Annotated in this window: 18 protein-coding genes and 3 tRNA genes; 12 read left to right on the top strand and 9 right to left on the bottom strand. The window is 70.3% G+C overall.

Annotated features, from left to right (window positions below):
* Positions 1–37 precede the first annotated feature (37 nt).
* A complete protein-coding gene (locus ACFU8W_RS10530) occupies positions 38–1,687 on the bottom strand; it encodes a M4 family metallopeptidase (RefSeq protein ID WP_384034511.1) in 1,650 nt (549 codons plus the stop codon).
* Positions 1,688–1,895: 208 nt separating this feature from the next.
* Between ACFU8W_RS10530 and cutA the strand changes: the two genes are divergently transcribed.
* A complete protein-coding gene (gene cutA / locus ACFU8W_RS10525; protein WP_345519456.1) occupies positions 1,896–2,234 on the top strand; it encodes a divalent-cation tolerance protein CutA in 339 nt (112 codons plus the stop codon).
* Positions 2,235–2,236: 2 nt separating this feature from the next.
* A complete protein-coding gene (locus ACFU8W_RS10520) occupies positions 2,237–2,704 on the top strand; it encodes a gamma-glutamylcyclotransferase family protein (protein WP_345519635.1) in 468 nt (155 codons plus the stop codon).
* Here the strand turns inward: ACFU8W_RS10520 and ACFU8W_RS10515 are convergent.
* Both ACFU8W_RS10515 and ACFU8W_RS10510 read right to left on the bottom strand, forming a co-directional pair.
* Positions 2,664–4,754 carry a molybdopterin oxidoreductase family protein gene (locus ACFU8W_RS10515; RefSeq protein WP_384034507.1) on the bottom strand — a complete coding sequence of 697 codons (2,091 nt, stop codon included), beginning with the start codon at positions 4,752–4,754 and terminating at the stop codon, positions 2,664–2,666. The two genes, ACFU8W_RS10520 and ACFU8W_RS10515, sit on opposite strands and share 41 nt — an antisense overlap.
* A 107-nt stretch (positions 4,755–4,861) precedes the next feature.
* Positions 4,862–5,566, bottom strand: coding sequence for a vancomycin high temperature exclusion protein (locus ACFU8W_RS10510; RefSeq protein WP_384034504.1), 705 nt, complete (start codon positions 5,564–5,566; stop codon positions 4,862–4,864).
* 567 nt (positions 5,567–6,133) lie between these two features.
* On the opposite strand from ACFU8W_RS10510, the gene ACFU8W_RS10505 reads away from it, so the two are divergent.
* From ACFU8W_RS10505 to ACFU8W_RS10480, 6 genes are all read left to right on the top strand, one after another.
* Positions 6,134–6,946: an HAD family hydrolase gene (locus ACFU8W_RS10505; protein WP_384035321.1), complete on the top strand. Its 813-nt coding sequence runs from the start codon at positions 6,134–6,136 to the stop codon at positions 6,944–6,946.
* 66 nt (positions 6,947–7,012) lie between these two features.
* Positions 7,013–7,954 (top strand): sirohydrochlorin chelatase, encoded by a 942-nt coding sequence (locus ACFU8W_RS10500; RefSeq protein ID WP_384034501.1) that lies wholly within the window; start codon positions 7,013–7,015, stop codon positions 7,952–7,954.
* A 36-nt stretch (positions 7,955–7,990) separates the two neighbouring features.
* Positions 7,991–9,316, top strand: a complete 1,326-nt coding sequence (locus ACFU8W_RS10495; protein WP_345519464.1) for a deoxyguanosinetriphosphate triphosphohydrolase — start codon at positions 7,991–7,993, stop codon at positions 9,314–9,316.
* Positions 9,317–9,704: 388 nt separating this feature from the next.
* Positions 9,705–10,964: an NAD(P)/FAD-dependent oxidoreductase gene (locus tag ACFU8W_RS10490; protein WP_384034498.1), complete on the top strand. Its 1,260-nt coding sequence runs from the start codon at positions 9,705–9,707 to the stop codon at positions 10,962–10,964.
* A gap of 114 nt (positions 10,965–11,078) precedes the next feature.
* Positions 11,079–12,983, top strand: coding sequence for a DNA primase (gene dnaG / locus ACFU8W_RS10485; protein ID WP_384034495.1), 1,905 nt, complete (start codon positions 11,079–11,081; stop codon positions 12,981–12,983).
* 79 nt (positions 12,984–13,062) lie between these two features.
* Positions 13,063–14,295, top strand: coding sequence for an RNA polymerase sigma factor (locus ACFU8W_RS10480; protein ID WP_384034493.1), 1,233 nt, complete (start codon positions 13,063–13,065; stop codon positions 14,293–14,295).
* Positions 14,296–14,474: 179 nt separating this feature from the next.
* Here ACFU8W_RS10480 and ACFU8W_RS10475 read toward each other — a convergent pair whose 3' ends face one another.
* The 4 genes from ACFU8W_RS10475 to ACFU8W_RS10460 form a co-directional block, all read right to left on the bottom strand.
* Positions 14,475–16,400, bottom strand: coding sequence for an ABC transporter ATP-binding protein (locus ACFU8W_RS10475; RefSeq protein ID WP_384034490.1), 1,926 nt, complete (start codon positions 16,398–16,400; stop codon positions 14,475–14,477).
* Positions 16,400–18,133 (bottom strand): ABC transporter ATP-binding protein, encoded by a 1,734-nt coding sequence (locus tag ACFU8W_RS10470; RefSeq protein ID WP_384034487.1) that lies wholly within the window; start codon positions 18,131–18,133, stop codon positions 16,400–16,402. Before ACFU8W_RS10470 ends, ACFU8W_RS10475 begins: the two co-directional genes overlap by 1 nt.
* Before the next feature lie 168 nt (positions 18,134–18,301).
* Positions 18,302–19,747 carry an FGGY family carbohydrate kinase gene (locus ACFU8W_RS10465; RefSeq protein WP_384034484.1) on the bottom strand — a complete coding sequence of 482 codons (1,446 nt, stop codon included), beginning with the start codon at positions 19,745–19,747 and terminating at the stop codon, positions 18,302–18,304.
* A 60-nt stretch (positions 19,748–19,807) separates the two neighbouring features.
* On the bottom strand, positions 19,808–20,113 hold the full coding sequence (locus ACFU8W_RS10460; protein WP_345519476.1) for a YtxH domain-containing protein: 306 nt from the start codon (positions 20,111–20,113) through the stop codon (positions 19,808–19,810).
* Positions 20,114–20,306: 193 nt separating this feature from the next.
* Between ACFU8W_RS10460 and ACFU8W_RS10455 the strand changes: the two genes are divergently transcribed.
* The 3 genes from ACFU8W_RS10455 (at position 20,307) to ACFU8W_RS10445 (ending at position 20,753) form a co-directional block, all read left to right on the top strand.
* Positions 20,307–20,379: transfer RNA gene (locus tag ACFU8W_RS10455), tRNA-Asn, on the top strand.
* A gap of 5 nt (positions 20,380–20,384) precedes the next feature.
* Positions 20,385–20,457 (top strand) — tRNA-Asn (locus tag ACFU8W_RS10450).
* 222 nt (positions 20,458–20,679) lie between these two features.
* Positions 20,680–20,753 (top strand) — tRNA-Ile (locus ACFU8W_RS10445).
* A gap of 254 nt (positions 20,754–21,007) precedes the next feature.
* Here ACFU8W_RS10445 and ACFU8W_RS10440 read toward each other — a convergent pair.
* Together ACFU8W_RS10440 and ACFU8W_RS10435 are read right to left on the bottom strand one after the other, a co-directional pair.
* Positions 21,008–21,808: a hypothetical protein gene (locus ACFU8W_RS10440; protein ID WP_384034481.1), complete on the bottom strand. Its 801-nt coding sequence runs from the start codon at positions 21,806–21,808 to the stop codon at positions 21,008–21,010.
* Positions 21,809–21,933: 125 nt separating this feature from the next.
* Positions 21,934–22,134 (bottom strand): hypothetical protein, encoded by a 201-nt coding sequence (locus tag ACFU8W_RS10435; RefSeq protein WP_384034478.1) that lies wholly within the window; start codon positions 22,132–22,134, stop codon positions 21,934–21,936.
* Positions 22,135–22,881: 747 nt separating this feature from the next.
* Here ACFU8W_RS10435 and ACFU8W_RS10430 point away from each other — a divergent pair.
* Positions 22,882–23,082 carry a hypothetical protein gene (locus ACFU8W_RS10430; RefSeq protein ID WP_384034475.1) on the top strand — a complete coding sequence of 67 codons (201 nt, stop codon included), beginning with the start codon at positions 22,882–22,884 and terminating at the stop codon, positions 23,080–23,082.
* Positions 23,083–23,206: the final 124 nt, after the last annotated feature.

The following is a 23,206-nucleotide window of genomic DNA, read 5'->3' as shown; positions in this document are numbered from 1 at the left end:
AGGTCCCGGCACTGGTGCGTCCGGGACCTGCTCCCTGTCAGCCGACCGAGACCGCGGACCAGGCCGCGGCCACCGCGTTCTGTTCCGCGCTGCCCGCCCCGTACACGTCCTTCGCCGCGTTGAGCGTCGCCGTCCGGGCGGCGGCGTAGTTGGCGGAGGACGTCATGTAGACCGTCAGCGCCCGGTACCAGATCTTGCCGAGCTTGTCCTTGCCGATGCCGCTCAGCGTCGCCCCGCTGCACGTGGTGCCGTTGTGCTGGACGCCGCCGATCGTCTTCGGGCCGCTGCCCTCGGCCAGCAGATACGCGAAGTGGTTGGCCACACCGGACGAGTAGTGCACATCCAGATTGCCGACCGAGGAGCTCCAGCAGTCCGCCGATTTGCCGTCCTTGGAGGGCTGGTCCATGAACCGCAGGGCGGCCTTCCCGAAGCCGGACTTCACGATCTTCTCGCCGATCAGGTAGTCGCCCGGGTCCTGCGCGTTGTTCGCGTGGAACTCGACCAGCGTGCCGAAGATGTCGGAGGTCGCCTCGTTGAGACCGCCCGGCTCACCGGAGTAGGTGAGGTTCGCGGTCTTGGACGTCACGCCGTGCGACATCTCGTGCCCGGCCACGTCCAGCGCGACCAGCGGCCCGAAGGTGGAGCCGTCGCCGTCGCCGTACGTCATGCAGAAGCAACTGTTGTCCCAGAAGGCGTTGTTGTAGTTGTTCCCGTAGTGGACGCGGTTGTACGAGCCCTTGCCGTCACCGGCGATGCCGTTCCGGCCGTGCACGTTCTTGTAGTAGTCCCAGGTCGTGTCCGTGCCGTACTGGGCATCGACCGCCGCGGACGCGCGGTCGGAGGCGGCGCCGTTGCCCCAGTGGTTGTCGGCATCGGTGAACAGAACCGCAGGGGCCCGGCTCCAGCAGATGGAGAAGATGCAGCCGTCGGTCTTGTTCTGCGCGTCCCCGGTGTACGTGTTGCCGCGCGTCGCGTCCTTGAGCTGGTATGTCGACCCGGACTGGGTCGTCTCCAGCGGGACCGTACCGCCGTAGAGGGACTGGCCGTCGCCGCCGACCGTCTCCAGGCTGTCCCAGGCGTCGATCTGCCGGCCCGTGCGCGCATCGGTGAGCACGACGCGGGCGACGGGGTTGCCCAGCGAGTCCCTGCCCGCGGCCTCGGTGCGCCAGGCCAGCTTGGGCGCGCCGTGCAGGGCGTCCACGACGAGCTGCGGCTTGGCGGCGACCTTGCGGAGCTTCTGGCCGCGGTGGGCGGAGCGCAGGGCGGCCGCACCCAGGTCCGCGGCCATCGGTGCGGAGAGGGACGGAGTCACGGTCGGCACCGAGAGATTCCCGCGCACGGCCCGGTCGGTGCTCCGGTACGCACCGTCGGGCGCCAGATGGACGATGAAGTCGCCTCCCAGTACGGGGAGTTGCCGATAGGTGCGGTCGTAGCGCACGTGCTGACTGCCGTCGTTGTCGATGACCACATCGCGCACCGCGGTGTCCTGGGCTCCTGTGAGGTCCAGGGCGGTGGCGTGCCCGGTGATCGCGGCCTCGGCGTGACGGACGGCGGTGGCGCGGCTGGGGGACGGGTGACCGGCCGCGGCGGCGCCGGTGGTCGCGGTGAGGGCGGAGGCCAGCAGGGTGGCGGCGGCCGCGGCCATGCCGAGCGGGGTGAGGCGCGATGCATGCCGAATCGATCTCATCGGACTCCTCGGAGTGCGTGGGGACGGAGGGCGATCTGAGCGATGGTTCTGAGTTCCCATCAGATTTAAGGGTTCATGACATGTCATGTCCATAGCCAAAGACGAGGGAGGAGGACACGGCATCGAACCGCCCCGACAATCGACGAGAAGGACACGTCGCGGACACAAGAGCCGAAGAGCAAGAGCAGAAGAGTTGAGGAGACCGACGGTGACATCGCCGGCATGGCTGACCGTACTGACCACCACGGACAGTGAGGAGAAGGCCCACGCCCTCGCCCAGGGCGCGGTGGAGGCGCGGCTCGCCGCGTGCGCGCAGATCTCCGCGCCTGTCACCTCCGTCTACCGGTGGCAGGACGCCATCGAGACCACCGAGGAGTGGCAGGTGCTGTTCAAGACGACGGCCGAGCGCTACGACGAACTGGAGGAGCACCTCCGCGCGGCGCACGACTACGAGACCCCGGAGATCATCGCCATGCCGGTGGTACGCGGAAGCGCCGGCTACCTCGCCTGGCTGTCGTCGGAGACAGCTCCGATCACGGCCCTGTGACCATGCCGCGGACCGCCCCCGAACTGCCTTTCTTCGTCTATGGAACGCTGCTCCCCGGCGAACCCAACCACGATCTGTTCCTCCGCGGCCGGGCGATCGCGGAACAGCCCGCGCTGCTGCCGGGCGCCCTTCTCTACGACGGCCCCGGCTACCCGTACGCGATCGAGGGCCACGGCACCGTGCGCGGCACGATGGTGACCGCCGCGCCCGCGAGCTACGCCGAGCTGCTCATACAGCTCGACCGGCTGGAGGAGTACGTCGGTCCCGGTCACCCGGGCAATCTGTACGAGAGGGTCGCCCGAGACGTCCGCCTCCCGGCCGGGAAGCCGCCCGGCGCCGGAACCGCCCGCGCCTGGGTCTACTTCGCCGCCGCTCCCGTCGCCCGCTCCCTCCGTTCCAACGGCACCCTCATCCCCGGAGGCAGCTGGCTCACCCGCCGGCAGCCTCCACCCGCACCGCGCACACCTTGAACTCCGGCATCCGCGACACCGGGTCCAGCGCCGGGTTCGTCAGTGTGTTGGCCCGGCCCTCACCCGCCCAGTGGAACGGCATGAAGACGGTGTCCTGCCGGATGGCCCCGGTGATCCGCGCGGGCGCCACCGCCCGCCCGCGCCGGGAGGTGACCGCCACCGGATCGCCCTCGGCCACCCCGATCCGCTCGGCGAGCCGCGGATGCAGCTCCACGAACGGACCGGGTGCGGCGGCGTTGAGCTCATCGACCCGCCGGGTCTGCGCGCCCGACTGGTACTGGGCCACCACCCGCCCGGTCGTCAGCACCACCGGATACTCCCGGTCCGTCTCCTCGGCGGCCGGACGGTGCGTCACGGGAACGAACCGGGCCCGCCCGTCGTCCGTGGCGAACCGGTCCAGGAAGAGCCGCGGCGTACCGGCGTGCTCCTCGTCCGGGCACGGCCAGAACACCCCGTCCTCCGCCGCGATCCTGGCGTACGTGATCCCCGCGTAGTCGGCGGGCCCGCCCGCAGAGGCGCGCCGCAGCTCGTCGAAGACCTCCTCGGGATCGGCGGAGAACCCCTGGCCGTGCCCGAGGAGCGCGGCCAGCCCGTTCAGCACCTCCAGATCGGTGCGTACGCCCTCCGGTGCGGTGACCGCCCGCTGCCGCAGCAGTACCCGTCCCTCCAGATTGGTCGTCGTCCCCGTCTCCTCGGCCCACTGCGTCACCGGCAGCACCACATCGGCCATGGCCGCCGTCTCCGACAGCACCACATCCGCGACCGCGAGGAAGTCCAACGAGCGCAGCCGCCCCTCCACATGTGCGGCGTGGGGCGCGGACACCACAGGGTTGGACCCCATCACCAGCAGCGCCCGCACGTCCGTCCCCAGCGCGTCGAGGAGCTCGTACGCGCTGCGTCCCGGCCCCGGCAGCGAGTCCGGATCCACCCCCCACACCTGCGCGACATGGCGGCGCGCCGCCGGGTCGGTGAGCTTGCGGTAACCGGGCAACTGGTCGGCCTTCTGGCCGTGTTCGCGCCCGCCCTGACCGTTGCCCTGCCCGGTCAGGCAGCCGTATCCGGACAGCGGCCGGCCCGCCCGGCCGGTGGCCAGGCAGAGATTGATCCAGGCTCCGACCGTGTCCGTGCCCTTGGACTGTTGCTCGGGACCGCGGGCGGTCAGCACCATCGCGTTCTCCGCGGCGCAGAACATCTCCACCGCCTCCCGCAGCTGCGGAACCGGCACCCCGGTCAGCCGCTCCACCAGCTCCGGCCAGTGGGCCATCGAACCGGCCCTGGCCTCGTCCCAGCCGCTGGTGCGCTCCCGCACGAACTCCTCGTCCACCCGCCCCTGCGCCACGATCAGATGCAGCATCCCGAGTGCGAGCGCCAGATCCGTGCCGGGCCGGGGCGCCAGGTGCAGGTCGGCCTGCTCGGCGGTCCTGGTCCGGCGCGGATCGATGACGATCAATCGGCCGCCGTTCTCCCGTAGTTCGGTCAGATAGCGCAGCGCGGGCGGCATCGTTTCGGCGAGGTTCGACCCGACGAGGATCACGCATCCCGTGCGCGCGATGTCCTCGAGGGGGAACGGCAGTCCACGGTCGAGGCCGAAGGCCCGCTGGTGCGCGGCGGCCGCCGACGACATGCAGAACCGCCCGTTGTAGTCGATCTGAGAGGTCGACAGGACGACCCGGGCGAACTTCCCGAGCGCGTACGCCTTCTCGTTGGTGAGACCGCCGCCGCCGAAGACCCCCACGGCATCGGGCCCGTGCGCCGCGCGGGCGCGGACGAGCTGGTCGGCGATCCGGGCCAACGCCTCGTCCCACCCGGCGGGTTCCAGTTCGCCACTGGCCGGATTGCGTACGAGCGGTCCGGTCAGCCGGACTCGTGAGGAGAGCACGGCGGGCGCTGTGCGGCCCTTGCCGCACAGCGCACCGCGGTTGACGGGGAAGTCGGGACGCTCCAGGACCTCGGCCACCGCACCGCCGGCGGCCGGCCGCAGATTCATCCCGCACTGCAGCGAGCAGTACGGGCAGTGGGTGGCGGTGGGAGCAGTCTCGGTGCGGGCCATGGGCCCAGCGTGCGAGCCGGGTGTTACGGAGGCGACCGCCACCGGTTACGTCGGCGGAACGTGCACCTCAGCCCGCCTCCACCGGGACCGTGAGGTCGGCCGGTGTCTCACCTCTCAGGGGGTGTCCGGGCCGTCAGCGCCTCCTCGATCCCGGGCTCCTCCGGCCCCAGGAAGTGCGGGTCCGGCTTGAACATCGCGTCCAGCGCCGCCTTCCCCGCCGCGAACACCTCCCGCGACCCGCCGTAGTACCAGGTCACATCGTGCTTGGCGTCGACCCCGACGCCGTACGCATCGATCCCCGCGGCCCGGCACAGCGCGATCGCCCGCCGGATATGGAAACCCTGGCTCACCAGCACGGCCCGGTCGACACCGAAGATCTTCTTGGCCCGCACGCAGGAGTCCCAGGTGTCGAACCCGGCGAAGTCGCTGACGATCCGCTCGTCCGGCACCCCGAGCGCGACGAGAAACGTCCGCATGGCGTCCGGCTCGTCGTACTCCTTCCGGCTGTTGTCCCCGGTGACGAGCACGACCTTCACCTTGCCGTCCCGGTACAGTTCGGCGGCGGCCCGCAGCCGGTTCGCGAGATACGGCGACGGCTTCCCGTCCCACAGCCCCGCCCCGAACACCACGGCAACCTGCTGCGCGGGGGCGTCCGCGGTCGTCCGGACACGGGCGTCGGCCACGGAGTGCATCCACGTGACGGGTGCCAGCCCCAGCACACAGGCGATCATGACCCCCTGCAGGGCCCGGCGCTGCCCACGCCGCGTGCGCGGCCACAGCCGCCCCAGCCGTTGCGGCCGCTTCCCTGGCATCGGAGCCCCCTGTCGGTGTCGGTGCGCTACCTGGTCGGACGAGTATCAGGGCACAGGGGTTCTCCACCCTGCGGACTTCTTCGCCGACGAGCCGTCGACACGCTCCTGGTGAACCACTGACGAGCCGTCGACACGCTCCTGGTGAACCACTGACGACCCGTCGACGCGTCGGGCATCATGGCAGCCATGAACCTCCCGAGCGCCCGCATACCCTCCGACGACTGGGTGACCATCGCCGCGTACGAGAACGTGAAGGGCCGCCCGCACCCGGCGGCCGCCGTCCGCGCCTGACTGCGTGACCGGGGCATCGACTGGATGCCGTTCCCGCTCGACGACATCCGGTGGAGCCTGGCCTGCGGCCCCGGACCCGACGGGCACTGGCACGGCTGGATCACCGTCCGCATCCGCGCAACAGCTCTCGTCCCGCTCGGCCTTCACCCGGATCAGCCCTGGTCACAGCCCAACTCGCCCTCGCCGCCGCGCTGGTGGCATGCGGTGGCGGAGCGTGCCGCACGCCCGCCACGCCCGGATCCAGCCCAGTAGCATCGTCCGATGCTGCTTCCCCGGATGATCGCCTCCGACCTCGACGGCACTCTCCTGCGGGGCGACGGGACCCTCTCACCCCGCACCCTCCGCGCCCTGCGCACGGCCGAGAACGCCGGTGCGGAGGTCGTCCTCGTCACCGCCAGACCACCCAGGTTCGTCGACCGGCTCGCCGCCGCGACCGGGCTGGCGGGGACGGCGGTATGCAGCAACGGCGCGCTCGTCTACGACATCGGGACGCGTACGGTCGTCTCCTCCCGCGCCCTGTCCGTCGCCGTCGCCCGGCGCGTGGCCACGGCGGTCGCCGCCGCCGTGCCCGAGGTGGGATTCGCCCTGGAGACCGGCAACCAGGTGCTGTACGAACCGGCGTACCGGCTGCGGCTCTCCGAGGACATCGACGCCGAACTGCCCGTACCGTCCCTCGCCGACCTGTGGCTCACCGACGTGCCCGTCACCAAACTCCTCGCCTGGTCCGCCCGGCTCGACGCGGACACCCTGCTGGCCGCCGCCCGTGAAGGAGCGGGCGCGGCGGGCCGTGAGGTGCAGTTCACCCACTCAGGCGGACGCGGACTCCTGGAGATCAGCGCGTCCGGAGTCACCAAGGCGGGCACCCTCGCCGAGCTCTGCGCCGGGCGCGGGATCGACGCCGCGGAGGTCATCGCCTTCGGTGACATGCCCAACGACCTGACCGTCCTCGACTGGGCGGGCATCGGCTACGCCATGGGCAACGCCCACCCGGCCGTGCTCGCCGCCGTCCCCGCGCACACGGTGTCCAACGAGGAGGACGGGGTCGCGCACGTCCTGGAGGGCCTCTTCGGGCCGTCGGCCGCTCCGTGAGCCCGCGGTAAAGACCCGTCACCCCTGCGCAACGACCCGGCAACCTCCGTCCTGCACCATCGGTCCATGACGGAGTCGGCATCGGCACAACCCCGTGAGTTCCTGCCTCTCGACAGCACAGCGCAACTGTTGACCCGCATCACCGCCCAGCTCGGCACCCAGCTCAGCCATGTCTCCCTGAACGGAACGCGCAGGCCACCCATGCACCGCACCATTCGGCCCGCACCGGGCGCCACCATCGCCCCCGCCCTTGTCGCCGTCGCCCACGGCAGCCGGGACCCGCAGGCGCTGCGCACGGTCGTGAAGCTGCTGGACCGGGTACGGGAACTGCGTCCCGGTCTGGACGTCAGGCTCGGGCACATCGAGCTGAACGAACCGCTCCTGCCGTCGACGCTCACCGGTCTGGGGTCCGGCGACGCCGTACTCGTACCGCTGTTGCTCGGCCGCGGCCACCACGTCAAGCACGACATACCGGCAGCGGTCGCCGCCGCACCCGCCCTTCGGACCACGATCGCCGCGCCGCTCGGCCCGCACCCCCTGCTCGTCGAGGCCCTCTACGGAAGGCTCCTGGAAGCGGGCTGGCCGACCGAGGAGACCGTGAGCGGCAGCTCCGCCGTGGTTCTCGCCGCCGCCGGTTCGCGCGACCCCGACTCGGCCGCCGACACCCGCCGCACCGCCAGGATGCTCAGCGAGCGGCTCGGCGGCGTGCCCGTCGTCCCCGCGTACGCCTCCGCCGCCGACCCCACGATCTCCGCCGCGACGCGCGCCCTCGCCGCCCGCGGCAGGCACCGGATCGCCGTCGCCTCGTACTTCACCGCGCCCGGACGTTTCGCGACAGCCGCCGCCGCTGCCGCCCCCGGGATCGCTGCGGCTCCGCTCGGCGCGCACCCCGCGATGGCGCGGCTGATCCTGCACCGGTACGACCGGGCGTTGGCCGGCCAGGCACGTTCCGGCGCACATGAGGCGCATGAATCCGCGGTGAACGGCGCTCTCCTGGCGTCCGCCTGAGCCGTCTTGCCGGTCCGGCCGATTACTGTCGGAACCATGGACGGTACGCAGGGCACACAGGACCACGGCACCGCGCCCTACGGTGCTGCCGACGCCGAGCGCTGGGACACCGAGCCCGACAAACGGCCCGGTCGCACCGCCTTCCAGCGGGACCGCGCCCGCGTGCTGCACTCCGCCGCGCTGCGCAGACTCGCCGGGAAGACCCAGGTCGTCACGCCCGGCACCCGCAGCCTCGCCTGGGACGCCAGCCCCCGGACCAGACTCACCCACTCCCTGGAGTGTGCCCAGGTCGGCCGGGAGCTCGGAGCCGCACTCGGCTGTGACCCCGACCTGGTCGAGACGGCGTGCCTGGCGCACGACATGGGGCACCCGCCGTTCGGGCACAACGGCGAGCAGGCGCTCAACGACTTCGCCTCGGACTGCGGAGGCTTCGAGGGCAACGCCCAGTCGCTGCGGCTGCTGACCCGACTCGAACCGAAGCGGTTCGTGCGCGATGTGCGGACCGGTGGGCTGGTCAGTGTCGGGCTCAACCTGACCCGGGCCGCGCTCGACGCCGCCACCAAGTACCCGTGGCCGCGCGGCGCCCACCCCACCGACCCCGGCTCGCCGAAATTCGGGGTCTACGAGGACGACCAGCCGGTCTTCCGCTGGGCCCGCCAGGGCGCCCCGGGGCACCGCAAGTGCTTCGAGGCCCAGGTGATGGACTGGTCCGACGACGTCGCGTACTCGGTGCACGACTTCGAGGACGGGCTGCACGCCGGTCACATCGACCCCAACTGCCTCTTCGCCGAGCCGGAGCGCCGCGAGATCTGGGACGTCGCGATCGGACGGTACGTCCCGGCCGACACCGACCCGCAGGAGCTGGCCGACGCCCTCGACCGGCTCATGGCCCAGGAGTGGTGGCCGCACAGCTACGACGGATCGGCCGTCGCCCAGGCCCGCCTGAAGGATGCGACGAGCCAGCTGATCGGCAGGTTCTGCCTCGCGGCCGAGACCGCCACCCGACAGGCGTACGGCCACGGCCGCCTCGGACGGTACGCCGCCGAACTCGTCGTCCCCCGCGAGGCGCGCAGCGAATGCGCGGTCCTGAAGGCGGTGGCCGACCGCTATGTGATGCAGCGCGCCGAACAGGAGGCGATCCGCGCCGACCAGCGGATCATCATCGCCGAACTGGCGGCGGCGCTGACCGCGCGCGCCCCGGAGGGCCTGGAACCGCAGTTCCGCGCGCTGTACGAGCACGCGCCCGACGACCGCGCGCGCAAGCGGGTCCTGGTCGACCAGATCGCCGCCCTCACCGATGCGTCGGCCCGCTCCCTGAACACCTCGCTCACCTCGCGGGGACGGTGGTCGCGGGAGGCGTGAGAGCCGGCCCTGCTTTCCCTGCGCCGGAGCACGCCCGCCCCGCTGCCGTGCCTCGGGCATGTCCTGCGGGAGTGGGGCGCGGCGATGACGCACAGCAATGCCGCAGGTGATGTGCTGGGAGCACATTCCGCACTGCGCAGGGGAGCCGGGCCGCCGTGAAACCAGCCGTCTCACAGCACACCCCGTGCCACCGGCCCGCTCCGGCGCCGTATCCAGGTGTCGCCGGCTCCGTCCGGGGGACCCCGCTCTGCGTGGTGCCGGCCCCGGTCGGCAGACTGGCCTGTGGCCACTGGGTGTGACCTGATCGGGGTACACCCTCTTTCGCCATCACGCTGCGTGCGGGACGCTCGCAGTTGGCGCCGCGCAGCAAGCACCGAGGAGGCAACAAGTGGTCGACGCACATCGCACGTTCGTCATCGTCGGCGGAGGACTGGCAGGAGCGAAGGCGGCAGAGACACTCCGGGCGGAGGGGTTCAGCGGCCGGGTGATCCTGGTCGGCGATGAGCGTGACCATCCGTACGAACGGCCTCCCCTCTCCAAGGGCTATCTGGCCGGCAAGGAGGCACGCGAGAGCGTATTCGTCCACGAGACGGCCTGGTACGCGGGCGCCGATGTGGAGCTGCACCTCGGCACGCCCGTCACCGCCCTCGACCGCGACGCCCGCTCCGTGGAGCTCGGAGACGGCACGGTCATCCACTACGACAAGCTGCTGCTCGCCACCGGCGCCGAACCGCGCCGCCTCGACATTCCCGGTACGGACCTGGCGGGCGTCCACCATCTGCGCCGCCTCGCGCACGCCGACCGGCTGAAGAATGTGCTGTCCGCGCTCGGCCGCGACAACGGCCATCTGGTGATCGCCGGAGCAGGTTGGATCGGCCTGGAGGTCGCGGCGGCGGCCCGCGGCTACGGCGCGGAGGTCACCATCGTCGAACCCGAGGCGACCCCGCTGCTCCGGGTCATCGGCCCGGAACTCGGCCAGATCTTCACCGAGCTCCACAGCGACCACGGCGTCCGCTTCCATTTCGGCCGCAAGCTCACCGAGATCATCGGCCAGGACGGGATGGTCCTCGCCGCCCGTACCGACGACGGCGAGGAACACCCCGCCCACGATGTGCTCGCCGCGATCGGCGCCGCCCCGCGCGCCGCCCTCGCCGAGGCCGCCGGTCTCGACATCGCGGCCCGCAGCGACGGCGGCGGCATCGCCGTCGACGCCTCGCTGCGCACCTCCGACCCGCACATCTACGCGGCCGGGGACGTCGCCAATGCGCAGCACCCGATGCTCGGCACCCGGCTGCGCGTGGAGCACTGGGCGAACGCGCTGAACAGCGGCCCGGCCGCGGCCCGCGCCATGCTCGGCCAGGACGTCAGCTACGACCGGGTGCCGTATTTCTTCTCCGACCAGTACGACCTGGGGCTCGAATACTCGGGCTGGGCGCCGCCGGGCTCGTACGACCAGGTCGTGATCCGCGGGGACGCGGGCAAGCGGGAGTTCATCGCGTTCTGGCTGAAGGACCGCAGGGTGCTGGCCGGGATGAACGTCAATGTGTGGGACGTCACCGAGACCGTGCAGGAGTTGATCAAGGCCGGCCGGCCGGTCGACCCGGACGCGCTCGCCGACCCGTCGGTACCGCTGGAGTCCCTGGTCTGAGCCCTCTGCGGAAGCTTCTGTTCCGCGCCGGGCGGGTGTGATCGTGATCCCGCCCGGCGCCCGCGACACCGACCACGGACCCGTCATGTCCGAGCTCACCCGTAGACTTCACCCGTGGCAGGCAGGATCAATGACGACGATGTGAAGGCGGTCCGGGACGCGGTCCCGATCGACGCCGTCGTTTCCGAGTACCTGCAGCTGAGGAACGCGGGCGGAGGCAACCTCAAGGGGCTCTGCCCGTTCCACGACGAGAAGTCCCCCTCCTTCCAGGTCAGCCCGAGCAAGGGTCTCTTCCACTGCTTCGGCTGCCAGGAGGGCGGCGACACGATCGCCTTCGTGATGAAGATCGACCATCTCTCCTTCTCCGAGACGGTCGAGCGCCTCGCCGCCAAGGCGGGCATCACCCTGCGGTACGAGGAGGGCGGTTACAACCCCTCCCACCAGCGTGGCGAGCGTATCCGGCTGGTCGAGGCGCACAAGATCGCCGCCCAGTTCTACGTCGAGCAGCTGGCCGGCCCCGAGGCGGAGATCGGCCGGAAGTTCCTCGCCGAGCGCGGCTTCGACCAGGCGGCCGCCGCCCACTTCGGCGTCGGCTACAGCCCGGCCGGCTGGGACCACCTCACCCGCTACCTCCGCGGCAAGGGGTTCAGCGACCGGGAGCTGATCACCTCCGGCCTCTCCCAGGACGGCCGCCGCGGTCCCATCGACCGCTTCCGCGGTCGGCTGATGTGGCCGATCAGCGACACGTCGGGCGAGGTCGTCGGCTTCGGCGCGCGCAAGCTCCGCGACGACGACAACGGCCCCAAGTACCTCAACACCCCCGAGACCGCGATCTACAAGAAGTCGCAGGTGCTGTACGGGATCGACCTCGCGAAGAAGGACATCGCGAAGTCCAGCCGGGCCGTCGTCGTCGAGGGCTACACCGACGTCATGGCCTGCCACCTCGCAGGGATCACCACCGCCATCGCCACCTGCGGCACGGCGTTCGGCGGCGACCACATCAAGATCCTCCGCAGGCTCCTGATGGACAACGGCAGCGCCCGCGTGATCTTCACGTTCGACGGTGACGCGGCCGGTCAGAAGGCCGCCCTGCGCGCCTTCGAGGACGACCAGAAGTTCGCCGCGGAGACGTACATCGCGATCGCCCCGGACAACATGGACCCGTGCGATCTGCGCCTCGTCAAAGGCGACGAGGCCGTCCGCGACCTGGTCGAACCCCGCACTCCGCTCTTCGAGTTCGCGCTCCGCCAGATCGTCGGGCGGTACGACCTGGAGACCCCGGCGGGCCGCGGCGCCGCGCTCGACGAGGCCGCGCCCGTCGTCGCCCGGATCAAGAACAGCTCCTCCCAGCACGAGGTAGCCGTCCAGCTGGCCGGGATGCTCGGCATTCTCGACACCCAGTTCGTCGTCAAGCGCGTCGCCCAGCTCGCCCGCTGGGCTCGCGAGCGCGGCGACCGGGGTCCCGCACCCGCACCCTCCCGCGGCGGCCCCCCGCACCAGCAGGTCCAGGCCCCCACCGGCCCCTCGGGCCCCGCGCTCAACCTCCGCAGCCCCGCCCACCGCACCGAGCGGGAGCTCCTCAAGCTCGCCCTGCAGAAGCCCGCCCTGGTCTCCCCGGCCTTCGACGCCTATGGGATCGACGAGTTCACCGCCCCGCCGTACGCCGCGGTGCGCCAGTGCATCGCGGAGGCGGGCGGCGCCGAACAGGGCCTCGACGACAACCGTGAGTATCTGGTCGGCGTCCTCGACGCCGCCCCCAACGACACCGTGCGCAAGCTGGTCACCGAGCTCGCCGTCGAGGTCTTCCACGGCAAGTCCATCGACGAGGCCTACGCGGGCGAGCATCTGGTCAAGGTCCGGCTGCGCGCCGTGGACCGCCGGATCAACGACGTCCAGGGCAGCCTCACCCGCCTGGGCAGCAATGTCGCCCCGGATCACCTGGCGGCCGCGCAGAACGAGGTCTGGGTGCTGCAGCAGTACGCCCAGTCCCTGCGCAATCACGGCGCCGACGCACTCTGACCGACCCGAGGGCTCCCTCCGGTAACCGGCCGGTCACGGACCGGACTCAGAAAGTCCGCGCACGCCCCTCGTGGCGGTGATGTGTCTTCCCCCACACTGGATGGCGGTGCCTGAGTCATCGGAGCGCGGTCTGCCCACTGCACGGTGGGTCCCCCATCCCCCGCGATCCGGCAGCGATCACCTGGAGGTCGCCCCCGTGCAGACCCGGACCGTGACCACAACCGAGCGTGTCTCGGCCGTCCCCGCGCAGAACCGGGCCATGCATCATCCGGAGGCCGCGGTGGATCCGCCGACACCGGAACCGCCCGAGCCGTCAGACATACCCGAAGCAGCCGATGTCATGGAGGAGCAGGCGGAGCTGCCCGAACCGCCGGAGCCGCGCGGGCGTCCCGACACCGGAGGCCCGTCCTCCGACCTCTTCCGCCAGTATCTGCGGGAGATCGGACGCATCCCGCTGCTCACCGCCGCCGACGAGGTGGAACTCGCCCGCCGCGTCGAAGCCGGTCTGTTCGCCGAGGAACGGCTGGCGAGCACCCCGGACCCGGACTCCCGACTCGCCGTCGATCTGGACCGGTTGGTGGTCATGGGGCGGATGGCGAAGCGCCGTCTGATCGAGGCGAACCTGCGGCTCGTCGTCTCCGTCGCCAAACGCTACGTCGGCCGCGGGCTGACGATGCTCGATCTGGTCCAGGAGGGGAATCTCGGACTGATCAGGGCGGTCGAGAAGTTCGACTACGCCCGGGGCTACAAGTTCTCGACGTATGCGACCTGGTGGATCCGGCAGGCCATGTCCCGCGCCCTCGCCGACCAGGCGCGGACCATAAGGGTTCCGGTCCATGTCGTGGAGCTGATCAACCGCGTCGTCCGGGTCCAGCGCCGGATGCTCCAGGAGCGCGGCTACGAGCCGACGCCCGAAGAGGTCGCCACCCAGCTCGACCTGACGCCGGAACGGGTCGGTGAAGTGCTGCGGCTCGCCCAGGAACCCGTCTCGCTGCACGCACCGGTCGGCGAGGAGGACGACGTCGCACTCGGCGACCTGATCGAGGACGGCGACGCGGCGTCCCCCGTGGAGTCCGCCGCGTTCCTCCTGCTGCGCGAGCACCTCGAGGCGGTGCTCTCCACCCTGAACGAGCGGGAGCGCAAGGTCGTCCAGCTGCGCTACGGGCTGGACGACGGCCGGCCCCGCACGCTTGAGGAGATCGGGCGGATCTTCGGCGTGACGCGCGAGCGCATCCGCCAGATCGAATCCAAGACCCTCAACAAGCTGCGGGACCACGCCTTCGCCGACCAGCTCCGCGGCTACCTCGACTAGGGCGTGTGTCGCACGCACCACGGCGACACCGGCCGCTCCCCGATCCGGCCTGATACACGCGGAGGACCCCAGGTTCTGTCGTCACACCGCCGCACGACGCCCGACACGCACGCACCGGACGCCGCGAGGCCGCCCTTCGGGCGACGACGGCAGTGTGACGACAGGACTTCGGTGAGGGATCAGTCGACCTCGGCGACCGCCTGCGCGAACTGCGCCGCGTACAGCCGGGCGTAGGCCCCCTGCGCCTCCAACAGCTCCTCGTGCGTGCCCTGTTCGACGATCGACCCGTTCTCCATCACCAGGATGACGTCCGCGTCCCGGATGGTGGAGAGCCGGTGCGCGATCACGAAGCTCGTACGGCCGTGCGCCAGCCGGGCCATCGCCTTCTGGATCAGCACCTCGGTACGGGTGTCGACGGAGCTCGTCGCCTCGTCGAGCACCAGGATCACCGGGTCGGACAGGAACGCCCGCGCGATGGTGATCAGCTGCTTCTCACCCGCGCTGACCCCGGAGCCCTCGTCGTCGATCACCGTGTCGTAACCGTCCGGCAGGGTACGGATGAAGCGGTCGGCGTGGGCCGCCCTCGCCGCCTCCTCGATCTCCTCGCGGGTGACCTCGCGCGAAGCGCCGTACGCGATGTTGTCCGCGATCGAACCGCCGAACAGCCAGGTGTCCTGCAGGACCATGCCGATCCCCGACCGCAGCTCGTCGCGCGACATCTTCGCCACGTCGACCCCGTCGAGAGCGATCCGGCCGCCCGTCACCTCGTAGAAGCGCATGAGCAGGTTGACCAGCGTCGTCTTGCCGGCACCGGTCGGGCCGACGATCGCGACCGTGTGGCCCGGCTCGACATTCAGCGACAGGTCCTCGATGAGCGGCTTGTCGGGGTCGTAGCGGAAGGACACCTTCTCCAGCGAGACTCTGCCGAGCAGTTCCGCCGGACGCTCACCCGTCCTGGGGTCGGCGTCCTGCTCCTCGGCGTCCAGCAGCTCGAAGATCCGCTCGGCCGACGCGACACCCGACTGCACCAGGTTCGCCATCGACGCGACCTGCGTCAGCGGCATCGAGAACTGTCGCGAGTACTGGATGAACGCCTGGACGTCACCGATCGACAGCGAACCCGACGCCACCCGCAGACCACCGACGACGGCGATCAGCACATAGTTCAGGTTCGACACGAACATCATCAGCGGTTGCATGATCCCGCTGTTGAACTGCGCCTTGAAGCTCGCCTCGTACAGCGCGTCGTTCTGCTCGGCGAAGTCCCTCGCGGACTCCTCCTGCCGTCCGAAGACCTTCACCAGGGTGTGCCCGGTGTACATCTCCTCGATATGGGCGTTGAGCTTGCCCGTCACCTTCCACTGCTGCACGAACTGCGGCTGCGACCGCTTGCCGACGCGGGTCGCCACGACCACCGACAGCGGGACCGTCACCAGCGCGACCAGCGCCAGCAGCGGCGAGATCCAGAACATCATGACCAGCACGCCGATGATGGTCAGCAGGGAGTTGATGAGCTGGCCCATCGTCTGCTGCATCGTCTGCGAGATGTTGTCGATGTCGTTGGTCGCCCGGCTGAGCACCTCGCCGCGCTTGGCCCGGTCGAAGTAGGACAGCGGCAGCCGGGACAGCTTCGTCTGGATGTCCTCGCGGATCTGGAACACGACCCGGTTGATCACCCGGATCGACAGCCGCGTCGACACCAGCATCAGCAGACCGGCACCGACGTAGATCGCCAGTGCGGTCAGCAGTACGTTCCCCACCGCACTGAAGTCGATGCCCTGCCCGGGGGTGAAGTCGACCCCGGAGAGCATGTCGGCGAGGCCGCTGTTGCTCTTGCGCAGGCCCTCGACAGCCTGCTCCTTGGTCGTTCCCTCGGCCATCCGCCGGCCGATGACGCCGGCGAACACCAGGTCGGTCGCCTTGCCGAGGATCTTCGGCCCGACGACCGAGAGCCCGACGCTCAGCGCACCGGCCGCCAGCATCACGTACAGCGTGGCCTTCTCCGTCGCGAAGCGCTTCAGCAGCCGCTTCGAGGACCCCTTGAAGTCCATGGACCGGTCGGTCGGCGCCCCGCCCGCCATCATGCGTCCGCCAGGACCGGCCATTACGCGGCCTCCGCTTCCGTCAGCTGGGAGAGCACGATCTCCCGGTAGGTCTCATTGCCGTCCATCAACTCGTGATGGGTACCGGACCCGACGACCCGGCCCTCGTCGAGCACCAGGATCCGGTCCGCGTCACGGATGGTGGACACCCGCTGCGCCACTATCACCACGGTCGCCTCGGCCGTCTCCCGTGACAGCGCCCCGCGCAGCGCGGCATCCGTCGCGTAGTCGAGGGCGGAGAACGAGTCGTCGAAGAGATAGATCTCCGGCCGCTGCACCAGCGTTCTCGCGATCGCGAGCCGCTGCCGCTGCCCGCCGGAGACATTGGTGCCGCCCTGCGCGATCGGCGCGTGCAGCTTGTGCTCCAGCTTCTCGACGAACTCCTTGGCCTGCGCGACCTCCAGCGCGTGCCACAGCTCCTCGTCGGTCGCGTCCGGGTTTCCGTACCGCAGATTCGTCGCGACCGTCCCGGAGAACAGATACGGCTTCTGCGGAACCAGACTCACCGTCTTCGCCAGCAGCTTCGGCTCCAGCGTCCGTACGTCCGTGCCGTCGACCAGTACCTGGCCGTCCGTCACGTCGAGCAGCCGCGGTACGAGACCGAGCAGCGTCGACTTCCCGCTGCCCGTCGACCCGATGATCGCGGTCGTCTCGCCGGGCCGTGCCACCAGATCCACCGACCGCAGCACCGGCTCCTCGGCGCCCGGGTAGCGGAAGTCCACACCCCGCACCTCCAGATGACCGTGGGCGCGCAGCTCCCGCACCGGCTTGACCGGCGGCACGACGCTCGAATCGGTCTCCAGGACCTCCTGGATGCGCTCGGCACACACCTCGGCGCGCGGCACCATCATGAACATGAAGGTGGCCATCATCACCGACATGACGATCTGCATCAGGTAGGAGAGGAACGCGGTCAGCGCGCCGATCTGCATCCCGCCGCTGTCGATCCGGTGCGCACCGAACCAGACCACGGCGATCGACGACACATTCACGACCGTCATCACGGTCGGGAACATCAGCGCCATCAGACGCCCGGTGGAGAGGGCCACATCGGTCAGCTCGGTGTTGGCGCCGCGGAACCGCTTCTCCTCGTACGGGTCCCGCACGAAGGCGCGGATGACCCGGTTGCCGGTGATCTGCTCACGCAGCACCCGGTTCACCGTGTCGAGCCGCTCCTGCATCGTGCGGAACAGCGGCCGCATCCGTCGCACGATGAGACCCACCGCGATGCCGAGGACCGGCACCACCGCGAGCAGCACCGCCGACAGCGGAACGTCCTGGCCGAGGGCGAGGATGATGCCGCCGACACACATGATCGGCGCCGAGACCATCATGGTGAATGTCATCAGGACCAGCATCTGGACCTGCTGGACGTCATTGGTCGTACGGGTGATCAGCGAGGGCGCCCCGAAGCGGCCGACCTCACGTGCCGAGAACGACTGAACCCGGCCGAAGACCGACGCCCGGACGTCCCGGCCGAGTGCGGCCGCGGTGCGCGCACCGTAGAAGACCGCCCCCATGTTGCAGACGACCTGGGCGATGGAGACGGCGATCATGATGCCGCCGTACTCCAGGATGTAGCCCGTGTCCCCCTCGACGACACCGTTGTCAATGATGTCGGCGTTGAGTGAGGGGAGATAGAGGGTGGCGCAGGTCTGCAGCAGCTGAAGCGCCACCAGCAGCACGATCGGTTTCTTGTACGGGCCGAGGTAGCCCCGCAGGAGTTTTATGAGCACGCGTGTCTCTCGGAGTCGGCAGAGGTCGGGAGTCGACTCATTTTCCGGCAAGGCTCGGTGCGACCGCGAACGTTTTTCCTCAAGCCCAGGTCAAGAACGAGACCCGGTCCACCCGCCGGAGACCGAACCTCCGACCGCGGACCGGGCTGGTGACCGAGAGCGCCCGGCTCAGAGCGCGGAGTCGAACGCCCCGGGGTGAAGCTGGTCCCGCGTGGCCATGTACTGCTGCCGCACCGCCTGGCCGACCGGCAGTTCCTCGCCCGGCTCCAGCACCTGCGCCGCCGCACCCTGCCAGGCCGGGGGAGTCCGCGGATCGAGCGTCCCCCGAGAGACCCCGAGCGCCCAGGCCGCCTGCCGGGCGGCGCCCAGCGCCGCGTACTCGGCCGGCTGCGGTACGACGACCTGTGTACCGAACAGCGCGGGGGCAAGACCCTGTACGGCCGGCAGTTCGGCCGCCGCCCCCAGCAGGAACACCCGACGCACCTCGACCCCGCGGCCGCGCAGCACATCGAGCGCGTCGGCCAGCGAGCACAGCATCCCTTCGAACGCCGCCCGCGCCAGATGCTCCGGCTTCATCGACTCACGCCGCAGCCCGCTCAGCGTGCCCGCCGTGTGCGGCAGATGCGGGGTGCGCTCGCCCTCCAGGTAGGGCAGGAGCACGAGCCCGGAGGCGCCCGGCGTCGACTTCAGGGCCAGCGCGGACAGCTCCTCCAGGCTCTCCAGCCCCAGCATCTCGGCGGAGCCCCGCAGAGCACGCACCGCATTGAGTGTGTGCACGACCGGCAGATGCATCCCGGTGGCATCCGCGAAGGACGTGATGATCCCGGTCGGATCGGACAGCGCCTCGTGGTGCACCGCCATCACCGAGCCGGAGGCTCCGAGCGACACGACCGCGTCGCCGACCCCCACCCCGAGCCCGAACGCCGCCGCCATCGTCTCGCCGGTACCGGCCGAGATCAGCAGCCCCTCGGGCGTCGTCCCGGCCGTGTCGGAGGGACCGAGCACCTCCGGCAGCGCCGCCTGCTGTCCGAGTGCGAGCTCCACCAGATCGGGCCGGTACGAACCGGTCCCGGCCGACCAGTACCCCGTCCCGGACGCGGCACCGCGATCGGTGGTCCGTCGGCTCGGCCGGCCCAGCAGCTGCCACACCAGCCAGTCGTGCGGCTGGAGCACCGCGGCGACCCGCTGTGCCGCATCCGGCTCGCTCCGCACCAGCCACCGCAGCTTCGACACCGGCTGGGCGGCCTGCGGGACAGCCCCGACCGCCTCGGCCCAGGCCTGCCGCCCGCCGAGCCCGTCGATCAGATCGGCCGCGGCGACCTGCGCCCGCTTGTCATTGCCGAGCAGCGCCGGACGGACGAGATTGCCCTGCTGGTCCAGCGGCACCAGACCGTGCTGCTGCGCGGAGACCCCGATGGCCTGCACACCTTCGAGCAGCCCGCCGCTGGCCGCCTCACCGAGTGAGAGCAGCCACGCCTGCGGGTCCACCTCGGTGGCCTTCGCCTCGACGGGATGTGCGGCGTATCCCTGCCGGAGTACGGCACCCGTGTCCGCGTCGCAGACGACGATGTGTGTGAAGGCCGAAGAACTGTCCAAGCCGGCGACTATGCCCATGGGGAGATTCTGCCGCACCGCCGGACCGTTCCCGTACGGGAGGAGGACCCACCGGCCCGCTTACGTGTTGCTGGTACCCCAGTCGTCCTCGGTGCCCTGCCCCTGGCCCCGCTCCCGCAGTGACCGCACCCGCTCGGCCACCGAGGCGGGCACCTTCTCCCCTACTTTGTCGCTCACCGCGTGGTACGCCTTGCCGGCGAACTCGCGGCCGCTCTGCGCCGCGGACTCGGCACTGTTGCGCACGGCCGGATTCTGGGCGAACTGGCGTGCGGACTTCTTCAGCTGCTCGTAGCGCTCGCGTCCGGCCCGTGTGCCGAGTACGTAACCGAGGGCCAGTCCGGCGATGAACGTGAGCCGGTACCGCATGGTTGCCACCCTTCTCCTGCTCCGTGCCTGCTCCGTGCGACGTGTGCTGCCCGCCTACCCGTCGGCACCCGAGATCACCCCGGGCGATACCGATTGGCGGAGCACCCCCCTGCTTGCGCTAATGTATGTGTCGCAGCGAACGCGCGCCGCCCGGCAGCCGCCAGGCAGGTATGGTTCGGTGCAAACGCAGCAATCCCCTGTAGCTCAATTGGCAGAGCAGCCGGCTGTTAACCGGCAGGTTACTGGTTCGAGTCCAGTCGGGGGAGCGCGATCCCCTGTAGCTCAATTGGCAGAGCATTCGGCTGTTAACCGGAGGGTTACTGGTTCGAGTCCAGTCGGGGGAGCGGAACGGAAGAGGGCCCTTCGGGGTCCTTTTTCGCGTGCCGGATCGGAGCCGGCGCCGGTCCGGCACGGACTCTTTCGCGTCTGATTTCCGCTGTTCGGAACCGGGCAGCGGCCGACTCTGTCTTCATGGTCATGCGAAGCCGACCATCCGGAGCGAGAGATCGTATGACCGGCTATGCTGCGGCAGACGGCGCGCACACATGTACGCGCCACGCCGAAAAGGGGCGGTAGCTCAGCCGGTTAGAGCAGCGGACTCATAATCCGTCGGCCGTGGGTTCGAGTCCCACCCGCCCCACGCCCACTGTTCCTGGCGGAAACGTTTGACCTGGAACAACGCGTAGGCCCCCGTGTCAACGGGGGCCTTTTCGTGTCCCTCGTGATCGCTCGCTCGCCCCATGCTTGCCCGAAGTGTTGACGGAGTGAGTGAGGCGCGCCGGTGGCTTCCCTCGAACAGCGGGTCGCACTGCGCGCTTTGCCCCTGTTCTACAGAAGGCAGACGTCCGGAAGCAGTGGGAGGTGGAGGTCGATGAGACCGTCACACTCGTCCGGCTACTGAGGCGCTGTCGGCTCCTCCGTCGGCTCCTCCGTCGGCTTCGGCGTGGGAGATGGCGGCGTCGTCGTGGGGGACGCGCTCGGGCTGGGCGTAGTGGTCCCGGCCGGGCCGGGTGCAGCCGTCTCGCTCGGGGTGAGGGTGCCTTCGGCGGGCTCGGCCCGGTCCTCGTCGCCGGAGTCGGGTGCACTGCTGGTCCCAGGGGAGGGCTCCCCCTCGGTGGAGGCCACCGACTGGCCCTCGCTGGAAGCCACTGCCTGGGGGCCGGAGAAGGGGCGCGCCTCGCTGTCGTCATGGGTGACGGCTGTGCCGTCCCCTTCTTCGGCGGGGCTGCGCTCCGCGTCTCGACTGTCCCCTTTCTCGTCCTGGCCGGCGCCCGGGACGGGGTCCGGGGTTGTGGCGGGCGGCGCGGCGTTGGCCGTTTGGGGTGTGCCCCCGCCTGACGTCAGGACGAGCGCGCCGGCGACGGCGACGGAGGCGGCGGTCACCGTCATCGTGGCCGCGCGATGTCCTCTCCAGGCAGGCCGGGCCAGGTCACCGAAGGAGGGGGCAGTGGCGGGCGGGCCGCCGCCGATACGGAGCGCAAGGTGCCGCTTGCGGCGGGCGGGCTCCGGCTGCTCCGCGGCGTCATCGGCAGGTAGGACGGCCGTTCGTCCAAGCGTGATTGCTGCAATCCTCTGCGCGGCCACCTCTGCGCGCAGCAGGGTGGTGATCTCTCGATTTCTCCGGTGCGCCCTGTGGAGGAGGAATGCCGCCAGGACGACGGCCCCCAGGATTCCGGCCAGCAAAACCTCTGCCACAGTTGCCCTCTCAAGACACTGGATCGTGACCTTGGGTGCATACTCGTGTGCCCACGGTAACTCTTTCCGGGGATATTTGAATCCGTGACCTTTCCGTGACCGGGGTCGCCCGGTCCCGGCCTCGTTCATCCGGCCTCGTTCATCCGGCCGACGGTGAGCCGAAGGGCGAGCTCTGGCTGATGTGTGACGACATCAAGTCCCGGCTCGGTGGGCTCGCTGCCGAGGCCGTGGAGATCGGTCGGCCGCCAGGCGGTCGGAGATGGGGGCTCCTCGCCCGAATCCGACTGCCCGGCGGAGCGGAACTCATGCTCTACGGGCCCCGTCATCCGGTCGCCCACGGCCTCCATTGACACCGGACGCGCGACGTCACGCGTTCAATCCCGGTAACCCTGGGCGAGCGACTGCCCCGGCGGCCGGGTGACTGGTCGCCGGGGTGGTGTCGTCCGTGCGCTCGGTCGGTTCGCCGCCGGCGTCGCGCCCCGGGTGGTGGGGGCCTTGAAGTCGTCCCTACTCCTCGATGCGGGTTTCCGGCGCTCGATGCGCTCCCGTGCCGGCTGCGCTGCGGTGAAGTCCGGTCGATCGGTGACGTATTTCCCGCGCGAACCGGATCGTGATGCCGATGCGGCGATACGGTCCGGGAGCCCAGGATCTGCGCCGACGGGGATGCGGTCGGAGCCCCGTGACCTTTTGAGTCGTCAGGAACCCTGTGTGCAGGCCTGGTTGGCGTGGATAGCGGTGTGTATCCCAAGAGGTCGAGTGAATATGCCAAATGAATATGCGATTGGCATATTCACCCTTGAATCAGGTGTGCAGGTGCTCCGTCGGGTGTCGGTCGCCGCGGCGAGGCCCCGTCAGGGCGGTTGGGCGTGGGCCCTGTACGGCCCGCCGGTGGGTCGTACAGGAGGAGTGCCGGAGTGCCACGCCCCGCAATCCCTTGGGAATTCTGGGCATTCCGCAAGTTCCGCCCGTATCCGCTCTTGCCCGACTTGTTGGCAGTTGGGGGTCGTCGTAATGTCGAAGGTGCCGCAGTCAGGAGCAAGGAGCGGCACATCAACCTTCGTAAGGAGCTGGAGATGAACGCACGTAGCATCTTCCGCGGGGGCTTTGGTGGAGACGGCGGATACGGCGGCGGATACGGCGGCGGATACGGCGGCGGATACGGCCGCGGATTCGGCCGCGGATTCGGCCGCGGATTCGGTCGCGGATACGGCCGCGGATTCGGCCGCGGATTCGGCCGCGGATACGGCCGCGGCGGCGGGTGGTGCGGCTGGTAACCGCACATCCCCCCATCCCCACTGCTTCGAGGCTGGCTCGCGCTCCCGCGCGGGTCCGCCTCGAAGTGTGGGGGCCTGCGTCTATGGCGACGGACCCATAGCCCGAGCACCCCTGTGACGTGAC

This window comes from Streptomyces sp. NPDC057565 (assembly GCF_042801455.1).
Taxonomy (GTDB): domain Bacteria; phylum Actinomycetota; class Actinomycetes; order Streptomycetales; family Streptomycetaceae; genus Streptomyces; species Streptomyces yanii.
Note: the sequence above shows the minus strand (reverse complement) of the source record. Positions and strands in the feature narration are given on the sequence as shown.